Origin of the sequence: Nonomuraea zeae (genome assembly GCF_005889725.1) — a bacterium.
GTDB classification, from domain to species: domain Bacteria; phylum Actinomycetota; class Actinomycetes; order Streptosporangiales; family Streptosporangiaceae; genus Nonomuraea; species Nonomuraea zeae.
The window spans coordinates 1-17,898 of sequence record NZ_VCKX01000114.1; the positions used below are offsets into that span (position 1 = coordinate 1).

The 17,898-nt window shown below is 71.3% G+C and carries 20 protein-coding genes and 1 pseudogene; 11 read left to right on the forward strand and 10 right to left on the reverse strand.

Features of this window, described 5'->3' with window-relative positions:
* Positions 1 to 389 (reverse strand): response regulator (locus ETD85_RS31395; protein ID WP_138693426.1); only part of this gene is annotated, 389 nt, incomplete at its 3' end.
* Positions 390 to 541: 152 nt separating this feature from the next.
* Here ETD85_RS31395 and ETD85_RS31400 point away from each other — a divergent pair.
* Together ETD85_RS31400 and ETD85_RS31405 are read left to right on the forward strand one after the other, a co-directional pair.
* A complete protein-coding gene (locus ETD85_RS31400) occupies positions 542 to 2,032 on the forward strand; it encodes a DUF1349 domain-containing protein (RefSeq protein WP_138693427.1) in 1,491 nt (496 codons plus the stop codon).
* Positions 2,033 to 2,157: 125 nt separating this feature from the next.
* Positions 2,158 to 2,805, forward strand: a complete 648-nt coding sequence (locus ETD85_RS31405) for a dihydrofolate reductase family protein (protein ID WP_138693428.1) — start codon at positions 2,158 to 2,160, stop codon at positions 2,803 to 2,805.
* Between the two features lie 206 nt (positions 2,806 to 3,011).
* On the opposite strand, the gene ETD85_RS67575 is transcribed toward ETD85_RS31405, so the two are convergent.
* Positions 3,012 to 3,428 carry a MarR family transcriptional regulator gene (locus ETD85_RS67575; protein ID WP_420847258.1) on the reverse strand — a complete coding sequence of 139 codons (417 nt, stop codon included), beginning with the start codon at positions 3,426 to 3,428 and terminating at the stop codon, positions 3,012 to 3,014.
* Between the two features lie 153 nt (positions 3,429 to 3,581).
* Positions 3,582 to 3,716 (reverse strand): annotated as a pseudogene (locus ETD85_RS67580) (helix-turn-helix domain-containing protein); the annotation flags it as partial.
* 163 nt (positions 3,717 to 3,879) lie between these two features.
* Between ETD85_RS67580 and ETD85_RS31415 the strand changes: the two are divergent.
* Together ETD85_RS31415 and ETD85_RS31420 are read left to right on the forward strand one after the other, a co-directional pair.
* Positions 3,880 to 4,701: an oxidoreductase gene (locus ETD85_RS31415; protein ID WP_138693430.1), complete on the forward strand. Its 822-nt coding sequence runs from the start codon at positions 3,880 to 3,882 to the stop codon at positions 4,699 to 4,701.
* Positions 4,702 to 4,710: 9 nt separating this feature from the next.
* Complete coding sequence (locus tag ETD85_RS31420) at positions 4,711 to 6,222, forward strand: DHA2 family efflux MFS transporter permease subunit (protein WP_206058782.1); 1,512 nt, start codon at positions 4,711 to 4,713, stop codon at positions 6,220 to 6,222.
* Between the two features lie 65 nt (positions 6,223 to 6,287).
* Here the strand turns inward: ETD85_RS31420 and ETD85_RS31425 are convergent, their stop codons facing one another.
* On the reverse strand, positions 6,288 to 7,091 hold the full coding sequence (locus tag ETD85_RS31425) for a GNAT family N-acetyltransferase (RefSeq protein ID WP_138693431.1): 804 nt from the start codon (positions 7,089 to 7,091) through the stop codon (positions 6,288 to 6,290).
* A gap of 210 nt (positions 7,092 to 7,301) precedes the next feature.
* Between ETD85_RS31425 and ETD85_RS31430 the strand changes: the two genes are divergently transcribed.
* Complete coding sequence (locus tag ETD85_RS31430) at positions 7,302 to 8,075, forward strand: alpha/beta fold hydrolase (protein ID WP_138693432.1); 774 nt, start codon at positions 7,302 to 7,304, stop codon at positions 8,073 to 8,075.
* Between the two features lie 41 nt (positions 8,076 to 8,116).
* On the opposite strand, the gene ETD85_RS31435 is transcribed toward ETD85_RS31430, so the two are convergent.
* Positions 8,117 to 8,503, reverse strand: coding sequence for a DoxX family protein (locus ETD85_RS31435; protein ID WP_138693433.1), 387 nt, complete (start codon positions 8,501 to 8,503; stop codon positions 8,117 to 8,119).
* Between the two features lie 331 nt (positions 8,504 to 8,834).
* Here ETD85_RS31435 and ETD85_RS31440 point away from each other — a divergent pair, with 331 nt between their 5' ends.
* Positions 8,835 to 9,104, forward strand: a complete 270-nt coding sequence (locus tag ETD85_RS31440) for a hypothetical protein (RefSeq protein WP_138693434.1) — start codon at positions 8,835 to 8,837, stop codon at positions 9,102 to 9,104.
* 333 nt (positions 9,105 to 9,437) lie between these two features.
* Here the strand turns inward: ETD85_RS31440 and ETD85_RS31445 are convergent, their stop codons facing one another.
* Positions 9,438 to 9,842, reverse strand: a complete 405-nt coding sequence (locus ETD85_RS31445) for a nuclear transport factor 2 family protein (protein ID WP_138693435.1) — start codon at positions 9,840 to 9,842, stop codon at positions 9,438 to 9,440.
* A gap of 61 nt (positions 9,843 to 9,903) precedes the next feature.
* On the opposite strand from ETD85_RS31445, the gene ETD85_RS31450 reads away from it, so the two are divergent.
* Complete coding sequence (locus tag ETD85_RS31450; protein WP_138693436.1) at positions 9,904 to 10,500, forward strand: TetR/AcrR family transcriptional regulator; 597 nt, start codon at positions 9,904 to 9,906, stop codon at positions 10,498 to 10,500.
* 240 nt (positions 10,501 to 10,740) lie between these two features.
* Here the strand turns inward: ETD85_RS31450 and ETD85_RS31455 are convergent, their stop codons facing one another.
* Positions 10,741 to 11,229: a MarR family winged helix-turn-helix transcriptional regulator gene (locus tag ETD85_RS31455; protein WP_138693437.1), complete on the reverse strand. Its 489-nt coding sequence runs from the start codon at positions 11,227 to 11,229 to the stop codon at positions 10,741 to 10,743.
* Between the two features lie 84 nt (positions 11,230 to 11,313).
* Between ETD85_RS31455 and ETD85_RS31460 the strand changes: the two genes are divergently transcribed.
* On the forward strand, positions 11,314 to 12,192 hold the full coding sequence (locus ETD85_RS31460) for an SDR family oxidoreductase (protein ID WP_138693438.1): 879 nt from the start codon (positions 11,314 to 11,316) through the stop codon (positions 12,190 to 12,192).
* Positions 12,193 to 12,274: 82 nt separating this feature from the next.
* On the opposite strand, the gene ETD85_RS31465 is transcribed toward ETD85_RS31460, so the two are convergent.
* Together ETD85_RS31465 and ETD85_RS31470 are read right to left on the reverse strand one after the other, a co-directional pair.
* A complete protein-coding gene (locus tag ETD85_RS31465) occupies positions 12,275 to 13,291 on the reverse strand; it encodes a terpene synthase family protein (protein ID WP_138693439.1) in 1,017 nt (338 codons plus the stop codon).
* The gene (locus ETD85_RS31470; RefSeq protein WP_138693440.1) at positions 13,288 to 13,842 is read right to left on the reverse strand and encodes an EF-hand domain-containing protein; all 555 of its coding nucleotides are present in this window, start codon (positions 13,840 to 13,842) and stop codon (positions 13,288 to 13,290) included. The genes ETD85_RS31465 and ETD85_RS31470 overlap by 4 nt, the downstream gene beginning before the upstream one ends.
* 219 nt (positions 13,843 to 14,061) lie before the next feature.
* Here ETD85_RS31470 and ETD85_RS31475 point away from each other — a divergent pair, with 219 nt between their 5' ends.
* A complete protein-coding gene (locus tag ETD85_RS31475) occupies positions 14,062 to 15,576 on the forward strand; it encodes a beta-propeller fold lactonase family protein (protein WP_170246931.1) in 1,515 nt (504 codons plus the stop codon).
* A gap of 53 nt (positions 15,577 to 15,629) precedes the next feature.
* Here the strand turns inward: ETD85_RS31475 and ETD85_RS66960 are convergent, their stop codons facing one another.
* On the reverse strand, positions 15,630 to 16,796 hold the full coding sequence (locus ETD85_RS66960; RefSeq protein ID WP_276617292.1) for an NAD(P)-binding protein: 1,167 nt from the start codon (positions 16,794 to 16,796) through the stop codon (positions 15,630 to 15,632).
* Positions 16,797 to 16,875: 79 nt separating this feature from the next.
* Here ETD85_RS66960 and ETD85_RS31485 point away from each other — a divergent pair, with 79 nt between their 5' ends.
* Both ETD85_RS31485 and ETD85_RS31490 read left to right on the forward strand, forming a co-directional pair.
* A complete protein-coding gene (locus tag ETD85_RS31485) occupies positions 16,876 to 17,367 on the forward strand; it encodes an RNA polymerase sigma factor (RefSeq protein WP_206058784.1) in 492 nt (163 codons plus the stop codon).
* Positions 17,364 to 17,834, forward strand: coding sequence for an SRPBCC family protein (locus tag ETD85_RS31490; RefSeq protein ID WP_138693444.1), 471 nt, complete (start codon positions 17,364 to 17,366; stop codon positions 17,832 to 17,834). Before ETD85_RS31485 ends, ETD85_RS31490 begins: the two co-directional genes overlap by 4 nt.
* Positions 17,835 to 17,898 lie beyond the last annotated feature (64 nt).

Here is a 17,898-nt window from a genome sequence, read left to right on the forward strand (position 1 = left end):
GAGATGTGTATAAGGGACAGGAGCGGCGGGGTGGCCCGGCGGGCCAGGGCCCGGACGCGGGCGACCAGCTCGGCGAACGCGAACGGCTTGGGCAGGTAGTCGTCGGCGCCGAGGCTGAGCCCGTCGACGCGGTCCTCGATCGTGCCGGAGGCGGTGAGCATCAGTACGCGGGTCTGGCAGCGGCCGTGGGCCAGCCGCCGGCAGATCTCGTCCCCGTGGACGCCCGGCAGGTCGCGGTCGAGGATCACCACGTCGTAGCGGGTGGCGGCCAGGCGGTCGAGGGCGGCGGTTCCGTCCAGGACGACGTCGACGGCCATGCCCTCGCGGCGCAGCCCGGTTCCGATGGAGCGGGCGAGGATCTCGAAGTCCTCGACGACGAGGACCCTCACCGCCCCGCACCGCCGGTCGTCGTGCGGGCGGGGCGGCCGAAGCGGTGGCCTGGTCGAGGTGCCATGCCCGCAACGATGCCAGATCCCAGGTTCCAGCCGGGTCGCAGCCGGTGCGACCGGGCCGGAACCGGGTGCCGTCTACAACCATCGGCATGAGTTCATTCACGCCTTTCTCCCGGCTGCTGCGCGCGGAGTGGGCCGGCTTCCGCGCCGTGCGGGGCCGGCTGCTCGTCATGGCGGCCTCCGTGCTGGTCACCGTGTCGCTCGGGCTGCTGGTCGCCGGGGGCGCCCGCAGCACGTGCGTGACCCACAAGGGCGAGGGCCCCTGCCCCGCGCCGTTGGTGGGCCCTGACGGCACGGCGGTCTCCGACCGGTACTACTTCGTGCACCAGCCGCTCAAGGGGAACGGCAGCATCACCGCCCGGGTGTCGGACATGACCGGGGAGATGCGGCAGCCGGACGTCGTACCCGGGGTGCGCAACGTCAAGGAGGGGGTGGTGCCGTGGGCGAAGGCCGGGCTCCTGGTCAGGCAGAGCCTCGCGCGAGGCACGCCGTACGCCGCCGTCATGATCACCGGCGGCCACGGCGTGCGGATGCAGCACAACTTCGTCCACGACGTGGCCGGCGGTCCAGTGCGGGGGCCCGTGTGGCTGCGGCTGACCAGGTCGGGCGGCACGCTCACCGGCTACGAGTCACGGGACGGCGAGATCTGGACCGAGGTCAGCACGGTCAGGCTGACCGGGCTGCCAGAGACGGCCGAGATCGGGCTGTTCGCCACCTCGCCGGGCGCGCTGTGGGAGATGGCCGAAGCCTTCGCCCAGGCCACCGCCACCTTCGACCAGATCACTCTGGAGGGCGCGAACGGTCCGTGGCAGCGTGACGACGTCGGCGTCTCGTTGGGGCCCGACGGCAAGAGCCCGCATCACCCGGGCGGGGTCGTCGAGTCCGGCGGCAGGCTGCTCGTGACCGGGGGCGGCGACATCGGGCCCGCCACGGTGGACGGCGGTCTGCGTGCCGACCTCATGCTGATCGGCGGGGTCATGGGGCTGATCCTGGTGCTCGTGGTGGCGGTCTCGTTCTTCACGTCGGAGCGCCGGGGCGGGCTGACCGGGCCGGGTCTGCCGGCCGAGCCGCATCCGGGGCGGCTGCTGGCGGCCAAGGCCGTGGTGGTCGGCGCGGTCGCGTTCGTGGCGGGGCTGGTCGCCGCGGGGGTCGTGGTCCCGGTCGGGCTGGCGATGTTGCGGGCCAATCAGAACCCGATCCAGCCGATCACCCTGGGCACCGAGCTGCGGGTGATCGTCGGCTACGCGGCGCTGACCGCGGCCGCCGCCGTACTGGCTCTGGGCCTGGCCGCGCTGGTCGAGCGGGCCGTCGTCGCCGCCGGGCTGGCCATCGCGCTGGTCGTCGTGCCCTACGTGCTGGCGACCGCGGGCCTGGCGCCGTGGCTGCTGATGGTCACTCCTGCCGCCGGGTTCGCGATCACGCAGAGCGTCCCGACGTTCGCGCATGTGGACGTGGTGATGTCGTTGCTCGGAGGGTATTACCCGCTCCCGCCCTGGGCGGGTTTGGGAGTGACCTGCGGGTATGCGGCCCTCGCCTTGGGTGCGGCGATCATCGTACGGCGCGGGAAAGTGCCGCGTTAGGCTCCGCTCACCCAAAGGCGCCCTGGCGCGTCCGGGCAGCGCAAAAATCTCCCCGCTGCTCCGACTACCTCTCGGAAGGGGCGCCCGGCCTGGGCGTTCCGTCGTCAGCTCCCAGAGGAGGACGCATGTCGTCGCAGTTGTTGAGGGTGCAGTGCTTCAACGTGTCGCAGGACGGGTTCGGCGCCGGTGAGGGGCAGAGCCTGGAGCGGCCCTTCGGCCACGCGGACCCCGCACCCCTTTGGTCCTGGGCGGGCGCCACCGCCAGCTGGGTGAACCGCACCGACCCCGGCGGCACCCGTGGCCTGGACGACTACCTGACCCGTGACCACACCCGCAACATTGGAGCGGAGATCATGGGACGCAACAAGTTCGGCCCGCAGCGTGGCCCCTGGGAGAACCACGAGTGGCAGGGCTGGTGGGGAGACACCCCGCCGTTCCACACCCCGGTCTTCGTGCTCACCCACCACGAGCGGCCGTCCTTCACCCTGGCCGACACGACCTTCCATTTCCTCGACGCGACACCGGCCGAGGCGCTGGCACGCGCGAAGCAGGCCGCCGGCGGCCGGGACGTGCGCCTCGGCGGCGGAGTCGCGACCGTCCGCGAGTTCATCGAGGCCGGCCTGGTGGACACGATGCACATCGCGGTCGCGCCCGTCGAGCTCGGCCGAGGCGAACGACTGTGGGAGAGCCACACCGACCTGCTCGACCGCTTCCACCTGGACACGGTCCCGAGCCCCAGCGGAGTCACTCACCTGCTGTTCTGGAGACGGTGACCGCTGATCCCGCACGCACGTGCCGCGATGAGCGCGGTCATCCGTGTGGAGACGCTGCTCGCGACGAGCTCGACCGGGCACCCCAGCTGGGTGACAGGCGTCCTTGAACTGGCAGGCCGACCTGCCGCCCGCGCTGCGTCGCCTTCGTCGGGCGTGCCACCAGGTGCGGCACTTCGCGCTGCTCGCCGATGAGCTCACCTTCACCATCACTGGCGTCGCATGGACAGGACCTGGCGCCAGTGCTCGGCCGCCTGGCCCATGTCGTGGCCGAGGAGCGCGAAGAACTGGCTGGTGGTGCGGAGCCGGTCGCCGGTGGGCGTGTCCGTGCCGAAGATCGTGGCGCCGTGCCGTGCGGTGTCGGCCCACAGCGCTATCGACCTGGCGCTGGCCGCCCAGGTGCGGTACCAGACATCGACGTCGACCAAGTAGCGTACCCGGCGCGCCTCGCGCTCCCTGGCGATCATCCCTCTCTGCTCCAGCCACTTGGTGGCATTGGAGATCGTCGCCGGGCTGACGTGGAGTTGCCGGACGAGCTCCGTGGCGGTCAGGCTGCCGCCCTCGCTGAGGAAGAGCGCGGCGAACACCCTGGCGGTCATGGGTGCCATCCCGCCCTCGATCATCATGGCGATGAACTGTTCTTCGAACTCCCGGGCCGTGCCGGCGGCACGGTCGCCGGTGATGTGCGGAACGTCGGCGTGGGGAGCGCGCTTGCGGCGGCGGGCGCGCCAGCTCGTCGCATGCTGCGCGCGGGCCGCCCGGTAGCCGTGCGGGCCGCCGTTCCTGGCGATCTCGCGGGTGACGGTGGACCTGGACCGTCCCAGCCGGCGGGCGATCTCCGCGTAGGCCAGGCCGGCCGCCAGCCCTTCGGCGATGCGGCGGCGATCCTCGGCCGTCAACCGGTCTCCTGGCATGTCGTCCTCTCCCGATCGAACGCGGCGCCGGCAACCATGTTGCACTCAGCAACAAGCTTGTTGCACCAACATATGGCCTTCTACCTGCGCAGATAAATTGTGCGAGTTGTCTCGTCTCGGAACGCAAGCCTAGCGTTTACCCCGACCGAAGAGGAGATTCATCATGGAAAAGGTCGTTCTCGTCACGGGCGCCTCCGCCGGCATCGGCAAGGCCACCGCGCTCGAGCTCATCCGCGCCGGCCACATCGTCTACGGCGCCGCGCGGCGCGTGCCGAAGATGGACGACATCCGCGCCGCCGGTGGACACGCCCTGGCGCTGGACGCGCGCCGGCCGGAAGACCTGGAACGCGTGGTCGCCGCTGTCATCGAGGAGCAGGGCCGCATCGACGTACTGGTCAACAACGCCGGCACCGTCCTGCACGGCGCAGCCGAGGACATCCCCATCGACCTGGCGCGCGACCAGTTCGAGGTCAACGTCTTCGCGCCGGCCCGGCTGACCCAGCTCGTCCTGCCGTACATGCGCGAGCAGGGGTCCGGCACGATCGTCAACGTCTCCTCCATCGGAGGCGAGATCGCGCTCCCGCTCGGCTGCTGGTACTACGCGACCAAGCACGCGCTGGAGGCCTACTCCGACAGCCTGCGCATGGAGGTGGAGCCGTTCGGCATCGACGTCGTGATCATCCAGCCGGGCATCATCAAGACCGAGTTCGAAGACCGCACGGCGCAGGACCTCCGTGAGATCTCCGGCGCGACCGCGTACGGGAAGATGGCCGAGGCCATGGCCCGGCGCGCCGAGACGCAGCTCGGCGAGAACAGCCAGGGCAGCGACCCCGGCGTCGTCGCCACCGCCATCCGGCAGGCCGTCGAAGCCGGCAAGCCTGAGACGCGCTACGCGGTCGGCTGGACGGCCGACCAGCTCCTGGAGCTCAACAGGACGCTGCCGGACCGCGAGTTCGACAAGCTCGTCATGAACGCCGCGAAGTAGGCCCCCGCCATGTCGCACCAACCCGACTCACGCAGATGGTGGGCGCTCATCGCGCTCGTGCTCACGTCGCTGGCCGTGGGCTTCGACGTGACCATCCTGAACCTGGCGCTGCCGAGCATGGCCGAGGACCTGCACGCCGACAACGCCCAGCTGCAATGGTTCGTCACCGTCTACACGCTGGTCCTGGCCGCCGGCATGATCCCGGCGGGGATGCTGGGCGACCGCCTGGGCCGCAGGAAGACGCTGCTGGCCGCGCTGGTCGTCTTCGGCGTCAGCTCGCTGCTCGCCGCCTACGCCCCCTCGAGCGGGATCTTCATCGCGGCGCGCGCCCTGCTGGGCCTCGGAGCGGCGCTCATCATGCCCACCATGCTGGCGCTGATCCCGACGATGTTCACCGCCGAGGAGCGGCCGAAGGCGATCGGAACGCTGGCGGGCGCCTCCCTGCTGGCCTTTCCCATCGGCCCGATCCTGGGCGGCTGGCTGCTGAACCACTTCTGGTGGGGCTCGGTCTTCCTGATCAACATCCCCGTGGTCGTCCTGGCGTTCCTCGCGGTCGCCGCCTGGCTGCCCGAATCGCGGCGGGAGCGCGGCAGGCGTATCGACGCGGCCGGCGTGGTGCTGTCGAGCGCGGCGGTGACGGGCCTGACCTACGGTCTCATCGAAATCGGCGAACGAGGCTGGACCGACGCCGCCGTGCTCGGGCCGGTCCTCGGCGGGATGGCCGCGCTGGCGCTGTTCGTCCTCTGGGAGCGCCGGGCCGGCGCGCCGTTGGTGGACCTTTCGCTGTTCGCCAATGCGCGCTTCACCGTCGGCATCGCGCTGGCCACGCTCGTCAACTTCACCATGTTCGGCGTGCTGTTCGCGCTGCCGCAGTATTTCCAGGCGAACCTGGGGACGGACGCGATGGGCAGCAGCTTGCGGCTGCTGCCGCTCATCGCCGGGATGCTCATCGGGATGTCGGCGGCAGGCAGGCTGAGCCGGTTGATCGGGCCCAAGCTGGCGGCCGGGCTGGGGTTCGCCCTGCTCGCCGGGGGCCTGTTCTGGGGGGCCACCACCGGTACGGGCAGCGGCACCGCGCTGGCGGCCGGGTGGACCGCCATGTACGGCCTCGGGCTCGGCTGCGTCCTGCCCACGGTCATGGACGCGGCGCTGGGCGCGCTGTCGCCCGGCAACGCCGGCGTCGGCGCCGCGGTGAACCAGTCCATCCGCACCCTGGGCGGCAGCTTCGGCGCAGCGGTGCTGGGCTCGATCCTGACGTCCGCCTATCGTGCCGCGGTGCCGGAGCAGGCCCGCGAAAGCGTCTTCGCCGGGCTGGCCGCCGCACGATCCGCCGGCTTCGCAGCCCTGGAGGGCACGGTCCGCTCCGCCTTCGTCCATGGACTGGACCTCGTCCTGGTGACCGGCGGCGGCCTCGGACTCCTCGGCCTCCTCCTGGCTCTGGCGTGGCTGCCCGCCACGCCCGAGCGTCCCCGGCCAAGCCCGGCCCCGGCACTGCGGGTCCACGTACCGGACCTGGAGTGAGTGCCTGATGGCGGTGAGCGGCTTCCTCGAACGCCGGCGGCGGCGGCTTCAGGTGGGTACGCCGGTCAAGCCCGTCGAGGGCGGGCCCAATCGCGATTCTCGCGTACGACGGTGAACCCGGCCGATCGATAGAGCGCCACCGCGGCGTCGTTTTCGGACCGTGTCACAACGGAGACCGCGCTCGCGCCCCGCTGGGCGAGTGCCGCGCAGACGCCCAGCACGGCATCGCGGCCGTAGCCGTGCCCGCGATGGTCCGGATGGGCGCCGACCGGTTCGAGCAGCCCGCACCTGCCCGTGCCCGCGAACCATCCGGTCGCGGCGGCCGCGGGCTCCCCTTCGGGCGTGCGTACGAGCGCCTCCACCGCCATCCCGCCCGCCGGCGACCGCTGCATCGTGCGCCAGCGCTCGACGGTGAACGTGGATCCCGCGAAGGCGGACCGCTGCACCAGCACCCGGTCGGCCACGTCGGCCTCCCCGACCGGCTCGGCGCGGCTCGACACCGGTCGCGGGGTCCACGACATGACGAGCCAGGACTCCTTCTGCTCGTGCTCCCACCCGGGCACGGGCAGACCGTCGGACCAGTCGTTGCCGGGCTGGAGCAGCTCTTCGGCATCGGCCGCGAGCGCCCCGAGATCGGCGCCGGGCGCGGCGGTCACGCGCAGCACGGGACCGTCGAGGAAGCCGGCCGCCACCGGCAGCGCACCGTCACTCCAGAGGAAAACGGCCGCGTCGTCGAACCGCAGATACCACCCCACGTCCCCGGGATGGAGGCCGCCGCCCGGTGCATCGGCCGGCGTCCACTCGCACAGCGCGCGCAGCGCCGGGCCGGCTTCGGCAGGGGTCAGGCGGTGCCGCGCGAGTGAGATCATGGACGGCAGATTAGCCAGCGCGCCACAGGCGTCTCAAAGGCTTTTCACCAGTTGCCGAGCCGCTCGACCGCCTCGGCTGCGGGCCTGCCCAGCTCATGGCGATCCATCACCCCATCCCGCAGCACGATGAAATGTCACACTCTAGGACTGCTTGTCCTAGGGAATCCGGTCCGCTCCCCCTTTCGCGCCAGGGTTGGCACCGTGGTCGCCATGACCCATCACCTGAACGTCTCCGGAACCCGCATCGCCTACCGGACGCTCGGCGACGGCCCGGGGTTGCTGCTCCTGCACGGCACCGGCCCCGGCTCGATGACCTGGGACGGCATGGCGGAACGTCTCGCCGCCCGCAACACCGTGATCCTGCCCGACGTCGGCGGCAGCGACCTGGCCGAGGACGACGGCGGCCCGCTGACCGTCGAGCTCCTGACCGAGCAGCTGGCCGCCGTCATCGAGGACTCCGGGAAGGCGCCGGTGGACCTGGTCGGCTTCTCGCTGGGCGCGGTGGTCGCGCTGTCGCTGGCGGCCACCCGGCCCGATCTGGTCCGCCGCCTGATCCCGGTGTCCGGTCCGGCCCACGCCGAGGACGCCTACCTGCGCACCCTGACAGCGGTCTGGCTGGACCTGGCGGAGCATCCGGACGGCTTCGCCCGCTTCGCCATGATGATGGGCTTCAGCCGCCACTACCTCAACTCGCTCAGCCCGGAGGACCTGGCGAAACAGGCGGCATTCCTCCAGCCGTCTCCCGACCGCCTGCGCCAGATCGACCTCGTCCGCCGGATCGAGATCCGCCACCTGCTGCCCCGGATCCAGACACCCACGCTGGTCGTCGGCGCCACCCACGACGCGCTCATCCCGGTGGAGAGCGCCCGCGAGATCCACGCCGCCATCCCCGGCAGCTCCTACGCCGAGCTGGACACCGGCCATGTCTCCCGGACCGAACGCCCCGGCGAGTTCATCAAGCTGGTCCAGGATTTCACTGCCTAGCCCGACGCCGAGCTCGGCGGGCGAGCCCCGCCGGGTCCCCGTTACCTCGCGACGTTCAGCACCAGCGTGGGGTCGAGGGACAGGGTGGCCACGGCCAGGCCGAGGAAGACGATCGCCAGGTAGAACTGGGGCGAGAAGTCGTAGACGCGCAGGTGGGTGTAGAGGGCGCACACGAAGTAGACGCTGAGCCCGGCCGCCGCGGCCGTACCGATCAGGGGCAGGCCGAGGAGGCCGAGCGCCAGGCCGAGAGCGCCCGCGGCCTTCAGCGCGCCGATGGGGAAGACCAGCCACGACTCCGGTACGCCGGCTCTGTGGAGCGCCGGGCCCAGCGTCCGCATGATCGGCTTGAGGCGGGTCATGGCCGCGACGGCGGAGAAGGCGTTGGCGGCGATCGTCACCAGGGCGGTGGCGACATAGGCGGTGGACATGAGAGCTCCAAGGAATCGTCTGGGTGGCGGCATGACGCGCCGGCACCTGCTCGCCTCCTGAGAGAGCCTCAACGCCAGGAGTGTGACATGTGATCTTTTCCGGACTGAACGAGGACGGCGCTGGACGGATGCGAGATGATCTCGAATCGTCGGGAATCGATCCTGTGCGGATGAAGGGCGACAGCCGTGTATGAACAGAGGGTCGCGAAGCTGCTGCGCGCTGCCGGCCTGCAGTTGCTGCCCGGCGAGGTGCCGGCGGGCACACCACCGTTGACGGCGGTGGGGCTGCTGGCGACGTGCGGGGCCAGCGGATGGTCGGCGGGACGCTTGGGTGGACGGCTGGGTGGATGAGGAGACGCCAGGCTTGGTGGAGCAGGCCGACGCGGGTTGGTTCGCCCTGGCCGCAGAGCATGGGTTGTTCGGTCCGGATCGCGAGTTCCTCTTGGGCGTGCCGGTGCCCGACCTGTGGCGAGTGCCGTCGATATGCCGCTACATGGAGGCAGATGTCAAACGTGCGCAGCAATCGAACAGGGCAGGCGTGACCGACCGGGAGCGCGCCTTGGTGCGTGAGTGGCTTCAATACCTCCAGCACCACAGCTGAACCCGCGGCAGTCATGGGGCCTCCTTCAGCACGCGGGGCAGGTGCGGGTGAAGGTGTTCGATCTCAACCTCACGCCCGTGAGCGCCGACACGCTGAGCTGTGATCTCTACCAGACCGCATGGCATCCGCCGGGGGACCTTGGGGTGGTAGCGCAGCCTGCCCTCGGCGATAGGGCGCCAGCGGATTGTGGTGGGCGTGCGGCCCGCGCCTGTCGCTGCGGGCCACACGAAGTCGCGTGCCTCGGTTGAGGTCGCCTTGTCCCACTCCGCTGTCAAGATCGCACTGGAGGGGTGAGCTGCGGCCTGGCCTGCTCCGCGATGTGATCGCCACCGGTCAGGCGCCGAGCGCGGACAGGACGCGGCCCAGGTCCCAGTAAGCGCGCAGCGAGGAGATCCGCCCGTCCTCGATCCGGTAAACGAAGACGCCGTCGTAGCAAGCGGAGGCGCCGGTGGGGAAGCGGATGGAGACCGAGGCGACGACCGCGGCCTCGTCACCGGCGGGGTGCACCGCGGCGACCTCGAAACGCACCTCGTTGGGGGCGACGGTGAGCTCCCAGAACCGTTCTAGGGCGGCCCTCCCCCGCAGACCGGCGCCGTGGGGATCCAGCGGGGAGCCGCCGACCGGGTCATGGAGCACGGCGTCCGGCGCGTAGCAGGCGAGCCAGGCGTCCCGGTCGCCGGCACTGACCGCGCCCATCGCGGTGAGCGCGGCGACGGCCGCCGGGCGGGTGGTGTCCATCGGGTGCCTCCTCGGGAGCCTTAGTGCTTGACACGTGTCAAGCTAGAGCTATGCTTGACACGTGTCAAGCACGCGATCGCGCATCCTGGAGACCGCCCGGCGGCTCATCATCGAGCAGGGCCCGCGAGTCTCGATGGCCGACGTGGCCCGCGCGGCAGGGATCTCCCGGCAGGCGCTCTACCTCCACTTCGGCTCCCGGGCCAGCCTGCTCGTGACCGTCGTACGGGATATGGACGAGCAGGACGGGATCCGCACGCGCTGCGAGAAGGCGCTGACAGGGGAGGAACCCCTCGAGGCGTTCCGCGCCTTCCTGCGCGTCTGGCTGCGCTACGCGGCGACGATCCACCCGGTGGCCTCGGTGCTGCTGGCCTCCCGCCGCGACGACGCCGACGCCGCCGCGGCCTGGAAAGATCGGATGGACGAGCTCCACAGGGGGTTCCTCGCCGCCGCCCGCCGCCTGGAAGCCGCCGGACGGTTGCGGCCCGGTCTTGCCGCGGACGTCGCCGCCAACCTGGCGTGGGCGATGACCTCGGTCTCCGTCTGGGAGCAGCTGACAGCCGACCGGGGCATGCGCGCCGGCGACGTCGAGGAGCACCTGATCGACGCCGTGACCGCCACCCTCACCGGCGACCCGTCGCCGCAACCCGTCCGCACCTGAGCGCCAGCCCAGCACCAGCTCCGTCGACCTGGACATAGCCGCCCGTCCCCAGCGGGGCAGGTGGATCGATCGGAGGTCGCGAGCTGGTTCGTTGCGTGTCGCGTGGCACTCCGGTCAACGGTTCCATGTCGCCGAACGTCACGCTCCGCTCCCCCGGACGCTCCCGGATCGAGAATCCGGCCTCGATCCGAGAGCCGGGCCGTAAAAGGGTGGCACTGAGGACGATCGCTCGATGCCGGCTCATTCTCCGGCGAGCTCTTTCGTGGCCTCGCGCCCCGCGCCGACGATCCGCCGGAGAAAACCGGCGAGCAGCTCCAGCTCGGCCTCGCTGTAGTCGGCGCACAGCACGTCCATGCGCTCGTTCATCGGCGCGAAGAGCTTGAAGAGCTCGGCGTTGCGGTCACGGTTGGCGCGGACGGTGACCGCCCGGCGGTCGGCGGCGTCCGGGGTCCGCTCGCGCGTGATCCAGCCGGCGCGCTGCAGGCGGTCGAGGATTCCCGTGAGCGTGGCGGGATGCAGGCCGGCCTCGGCCGCCAGGGCGCTGGGGGTGAGCGGGCCGGTCCTGTTGATCAGATCCAGGCAGTCCCAGTCGACGTCCTTGAGATTCACGCTCGCTCCCACCCGCCGGTTGAGCTGGGAGAGCTGAATGTTCAGGTCGCGCAGCTCCTCCTTGACCGCATTGGTCAGCCGCCGCCGCTGGCGCCCGCCGCCATCTGTTACGGAAGTCATATTTTATCCATCTCAAATCGTATGCTACGCTTCTCGTATGTTACGGAACTCATACTACTCGCTGGGCAGCAGAAGGAGAAGGTCATGATTCTTGTCACGGGCGCAACCGGCGTGGTCGGCCGTCACCTGGTCGAGCTGCTCCTGGCCGAAGGCGTGTCCGTCCGCGCCGTCACCCGCGATCCAGCCGCCACCCTCCCCGACGGCGTGGACGCCGTGGTGGGAGATCCCTCCCGTCCCGCCACCCTCGCCGCAGCCATGCAGGGCGTGCACGCCGTGTTCGTCCACCCGCGCGCCATGGGGCAGGGCCGCGATCCGGGCCTCATCCGTGAGTCCACCGGCGAGCTGCTCCGGCTTGCCCGCGACAACGGGGTGACCAAGGCCGTCGCCATGTCGGCCCTGAACGTCGACCACCCGCTGGATCAGCAGCCGTCCCGGCTACGCGGCGAATACAACAAGGAGGTGGAAGCCGCGACCGTGGAGTCGGGCCTTCAGTGGACAGCGGTCCGGCCCGGCTACTTCGCCACCAACACCATCACGTCGTGGGCCGCGCAGATCCGCCACGGCGACGTGGTCCGCAGCGCCTACGGACAGTCCGCATGGGCTCCGCTGCACGAGCGCGACATCGCGGCCGTGGCCGCACACGCCCTGCTGCATGACGATCTGGCCGGGCACAAACCGGTCCTCACCGGCCCCGAGGTCCTCACCCAAGCCGACATGATCGACGCGATCGGCAAGGCCATCGGCCGTCCGCTGCACTACGAGGAGGTCCCCCACGAGGCCGCTCGGGCGGCCATGGCGCGTGGCGGCCTCCCGGAGCCGATCATCGACGGCTTCCTCAAGATGCAGGCCATCTCCTACCTCCAGCCCGGCCTGGTGTCCAAGGAGACCGAGAACATCCTCGGCCGCCCCGGCCTCACCTTCGCGCAATGGGCGGTCGAGCACGCCGGCGCCTTCACCCCCTGACGCGAACCGAAGGGTCGCGCAGAGGGGCGGCGGGTCCGCCGTAGCCCGGCGCACACGCGCCCCGCCGCGAACAGCCGATCGCTTACTGCGGTACGGGCGACGGCGACGGGTCACCCGTCAACCGGTAACGGGATGCCTCGCAGATCCACTCCACGTTCGCGTGCGGAAGGGCGAGATAGGCGCAGGCGACCTTGCTGGCCGCCCGGGCGGCGCCGTGCGAGAGGTCCAGACGGCGATAGACGGCGGGCAGCGCGCATGCGGCCCGATGCAGGTCCGCGGCCCGGTCGGCGATGCGGTCGATCACCCAGGAGATGGCCGCCGAGGTTGACAGCGCGAGGTGGTGCCGGGCGGCCAGGACGTAGTTGGACAGATCGGCTTCGTGCTCGTCCTTGTCCAGGGTGAGCACGTCGTTCAGCCAGGTGGAGACGTCGTTTGCGGCGTCGGCGAGATCGCTCCAGGCCGGCAGGCTCATCAGGGCCGGGGGGAGTTCGGTGCCGAGGACGGCCTCGCCGGCGTCGAAGATGAACGAGGCGGAGGCGATCCGGCGGTGTGCCGGATATTCCTCCAGCGGGCTGAACCGCCCGGTCCGCCGGATGCCGATCTCCCAGTGGGTGCTGCGGCGGTTGAGCTCCAGATGAGCGCGGAACCGGCCACGCCAGGCGGGCCCCATCCCGGCCGATGAGACCTGCCAGAGCTGGGCGAAGGCGCGTTCCATGGGACCGGCCTGCGCCGGCTCGCGATCGTGGTCGACCACGTGCAGCAGCCGGCCGTAGGTGTCGTCGATCTCCCGCGAAGCGGGACAGGATCGCTCGTCCCAGTGGTCGTCGAGCAGCGTCACCCAGGTCAGCCATTGGGAGAACAGCACGAGCTTGTCGTCGCTGGAGTCGGTGAAGACCCGTCCGGCCATGCGGTGCCCGCCGATGGCGTGCAGCCGCCGCCGGACCGCGGCGTCGTCGGCCAGCCCGGCCCGCTCGGCCCAGCGCAGCACCTGCCGGCCGGCGGCTTCGGTGCGCGGATGCATGCGGCACCGGCCGACCAGGGCCGGGACCCGCTGCAGGAGGGCGCTCAGATGAGGCCGGGCATCGGCCGGCTCGTTCACGCGGCGGAGAGCCTGCCGAACAGCAGGTTGCCGATCGCGCTGGGATCGGCGGAAGTGTAGTAGTCGCGCGCGGCGTGGAGCAGCTCGTCACAGCTCAGCACGCCGTCACCGTCGAGGTCGAGCGCCGCGAAGGCGTGCTTGCTGTCCTCCTCGGACCGGCCGAACGCCTCGTGCACGAGCTGGAACTCGTGCGGCTGGATGTGTCCGTCGCCGTCGGTGTCGGCCACCGTGAGCACCGCCTCGATCGCCGGGCGGAAGACCGGCTCGAACCGGTCGCCGTCGATGAACGAGGCGATCACCGAAGCACGGTATTCGTCCGGAGTGATGCGGCTGTCGCGGTCGAGGTCGGCCGCGACCGCGAGCGTGTCCCACAGGCTGTCGAAGGAGTCGGCGACCTGCCGGCCCTTCGGCCCGGCCGGCGAAGCACCGAATCCGGCGAGCAACCGGGCGCCGAGCCCCTGCAGGTCGTCGCGGGTGATGACGCCGTTGCCGTCGACGTCGATGTAGCTGAACGACCGGTCGATCTTGAGCGCCTGCAGATCAGTGGCCATAAGCCGCCCTTTCGCCATGAGGTCGGAGCCGCGGGCACGACTCCCGGCAATCACCCTACGCATTCGATCTTTAACTCTTCGTATCCACAAAGTGACAAGATCCTTGCCTGGAACCACGCCCCCGAAGCGGTGACGGACGAGCCACCCGGAACGCGATGGAACGCCATGTGGTTGAGGCCCGCCGACAGGATGACGTGGGACCAGCAGAGAGGACAGAAGTTGAGACACCAGCTGAGCCTTGGACGTGCTCGCCGCCCGCTGTCCCTCACCGCGCTGCTGGTCTCGGGGGCGCTGATCCCCTCCCTGCCCGCCGGCGCCCAGCCGGACCCGGCGCCGGGGAGCGAACGCGCCGTCTACGTGACCAACAGCGAGACCTCCGACATCTCCAGGTTCGTCATCGATCTGGCCACCGGACGCCCGATCCTGACCGGCGACCCCGTGACCGCGGGCCCGGGAGTCCGCCAGATGGCGTTCACCCCGGACGCCCGCATGGCCTACGCGGCCAACGCGGGCGACGGCGAAGCCGGCACCATCTCGGCCTACACGGTGGGGCCGCAGGGCCGGCTGACCCCGCAGGCCACCGTCCGGACCGGCGGAAACACCCCCTTGGGCATCGTCGTGACACCCGGCGGGCACTTCCTGTACGTCGCCCACGTCTTCAGCAAGTCGGTCGCCGGCTTCGCGATCGCTCCAGACGGCCGGATCAGCCCGCTGCGCGGCTCCCCCACGCAAACCAGCGTGGCCAATCCGCGCGGACTGGCGGTGACCCCCGACGGCCGGTTCCTGTACGCCGGTCACGGCGACCCCGGCCCGGACCGGCTCACCTCCGTCGGCGCGATCAGCACCTTCGCCATCAGGGGCGACGGCACGCTCGCCGAAGTCAAGCCGCCCATCCGGCTGGGCCGCTTCTGCGGGGCCATCACCATCGCGCCCGACGGCCGCCACCTCTATCTGACCTGCAGCGACACCTCCCAGATCTACGGTTTCGCGATCGGCTCCGACGGCGCGCTGACCGCGCTGCCGCACTCGCCGTACGCCGTGTCGACCTTCCCCGAAGGCATCATCACCTCCCCCGACGGACGTTTCGTCTACGTCGCCAGCCCGGCCCCGGGAGCCGGCAACACCCCTCCAGGCGACGGCGCGGTGTCGGGCTTCTCCGTCGGCGCCGACGGGGCGCTCACACCCGTGAAGGGATCGCCGGTCCCGGCCGGCATCGGCCCGGTCGGGATCACCACATCACCGGACGGACGATTCCTCTACGCCTCCACCGGCGACCCCGGTGACGGCAACCCCGACGACGGGCTCGACGGCGCACTCAGCGCGTTCGGCCTCGGCGCCGCCGGAACGATGCGGCCTCTGCCCGGCTCACCCTTCACCTCCGGTGGCGTGGAGCCCGCTTACGGGTCGGCCGCGGTCCTGCCCGGCCAGGGGCCGGTCGCCGGCTTCACGGCCCGCGTCGTCACCGGCCGTTCGGCGGCCTTCGACGCGTCGGCGTCCGCCGACCCGGACGGGCGAGTGGCGCGCTACCACTGGGACTTCGGCGACGGAACCTCCCTGACCACCGCCGATCCCCGGATCACCCACCTCTACCCGCGCGCCGGGACGTTCCGGGCCACCCTGGTCGTCACCGACAACGAGGGCTGCTCAACGGCCTTCATCTCCACCGGACAGGCCGTGCTGTGCAACGGCACCCCGGCCGCCACCACCGCACACGACATCGTCATTCAGAGATAGCCGGGAAACCGGCAAGGCCCTGCCGAAGCCGCCGCCGCGCTCCCCCAGCCACATCACGCAACGCCCCGCGTACCCGATGACGGCAGCCCTGCCGGCACCCTCCGATCTTCCAGGTGCCGGACGGCGAGTTGCGCGGCGGCGATTCCGACCTCGGCCAGCAGCCCGGGCGCGGCGGACTGGTCGGTGGCCACGGCGAGGGTGTGGCCCCGGCTGACGGCCGGGCGGTCGTGCCAGGTCGTCCCGGGCAGGTCGACGGCCCCGGTGCAGTGCGTGCGGAGGGCGCTGCGCCGCCACCGCACCGCGGCGCGCCAGCCGGGCCACGCCTGGTCGAGAAGATGCTGTACGCGGCGCTCGGCGTCGGCCTTCCGCTCGCCCGGAGCGCAGGCGGCGGAGATCTGGACGAGTTCGTGCCCGGGCGGAGCCAAGCTGGGGTCGGCGAGACTGTAGCGGGCGGCGTAGATCCGGTCGTCAAGGTCCAGCACCCGGAACCAGTCCGGGCCGCCGCCCGCCCGCAACCCCAGGTCGACGGTTGCCACGCGGGCGCTGGGCCAGGTGAGCGAGCCGTCCCCGGTCAGCTGACGCGCCGTGGCCAGGCTGGTGGCCAGGATCGCCGGGCCCGCAGGCGGGGCGGGCACCCGGGCCTGGGTACGTATCTCCGCGCCGAGGCCCGCGGCCCGCTCGGCGAGAAGACCGACCAGAGTGGACCACCCCCCGATCACGTACCGGACGCCGCCGGCGAACGCCCGGCGAAGGCGCTCCTGGGCGAACGCGGCCGACAGCCGCCCCGGGTCGTGGTCGAAGGTGAAGATGAAGGCCACTCCGATGATCGCCTCCGCCGTCCTGGCCTCGACGTGCCGCAGCAGCCACGCGCGCAACGACTCCCCGGCCGGCGCCTCAGCAGGCAGCGCGGCGATCGCCCGGCCGGGGTCGTCCGGCCACGGACCGAGCCGCCCTCCGGCCCGGACGAGGCCGGCAGCACGCGGCGCCTCCGCGACGGGCGGGGTGAGGCCGCGACGCTCCAGCCACGCCCACCATGACCCGTCCACGTAGATCGCGTGCGGACCGGCGTTGGCCCGGAAGGGAGCCGCCAGCGTGCGTCCCCGCCCCCCGGGCCGGGAGCTCGCCTCGGCGACGCTCACCCGCCAGCCACGTTCGGCCGCCTCGATGGCGGCGGTGAGCCCGGTCAAGCCGGCGCCGACGATATGCAGGTCTGGTTTCACAAGACAGGCCTCTCTGTGGTGTCCTCCTGCCGAAAAGGTGGCGGGGAACCCGCGAAAGGTTCCTGCTAATCTTCCCGGCGTGGACCCCGAGATCGTCGCCGCTGCTCAGCAGGGGGACGCGCTCGCGCTGGACCGGCTGATCGACGAGCTGGCACCATACGTGCGCCGATTGTGCGCCCGGATCGCTCCGGCCGCGGCCGACGACGCGGCGCAGGAGGCTCTGCTGGAAATCTTCCGTGGCCTGCCCTCGCTGCGCGCCCCCGAGGCGATCATCACCTGGGTACGGTCGGTCACCGTCCGGACGGCGACCCGGCTCGCCCACCGCCACGACGTCGAGATCGCCACGGAGGAAACGCTCGCAGGCCACCCCACCGCCTCCCCGGAAGGACTCGTGGACATCGATGACGCGCTGGCGCGGCTGCCGCTCTCACAACGCGTGGTGCTGATCCTGCGTACCCGGGAAGGACTCAGCGAACAAGAGATCGCCACCACGCTGGGGATCCCGGCAGGAACCGTGAAATCCCGCCTGCACCGAGCCAGAGCCGCATTCCGGGAGGTGTGGGACTCGTGACGCATCCCGAGCTCGACCCGATCGACCGCCTCGCCGTCCTGGCGGCCGCCCTGCCCGGCGCCACCGTCGGTCAGCGCCGCATCGCCGCCCCCTTCGACACGGTATGGCGGGTCATCGCAGACCTGGAGAACTCCACCCCCCGCTACGAACCCGGTGTCGCCCAGGTCCGTGTCATCGAGCAGCGCGGCGAGTTCCTGCGCGTGCTGGTGCGGGACACCGCCGGCGGTGAGGACACGATGGACGCCAGGCTCCGGCCGGGCTGGTGCCTGATGCAATCCGCCACCATCGTCATCGCCTTCGCCGCCCGCCGCGTGGGCGAGGAGACCTTGCTGGCGCACCTGGAACACCAGCGCGACCGCACCCCGGCGCCCGGCCCGAGCGAGTCGCAGCTCCACCGCGCCGCCCTCGCGAAGATCGACCGGGAACTCCACACCATCGAAAAGCTCGCCACCCGCCCTGAGCATTGAGCCCCGGGGTAGCCGGAGAGCACGGCGTGACGCTGTCAAAGAGATGGTCACGAGCGGGCGAGGG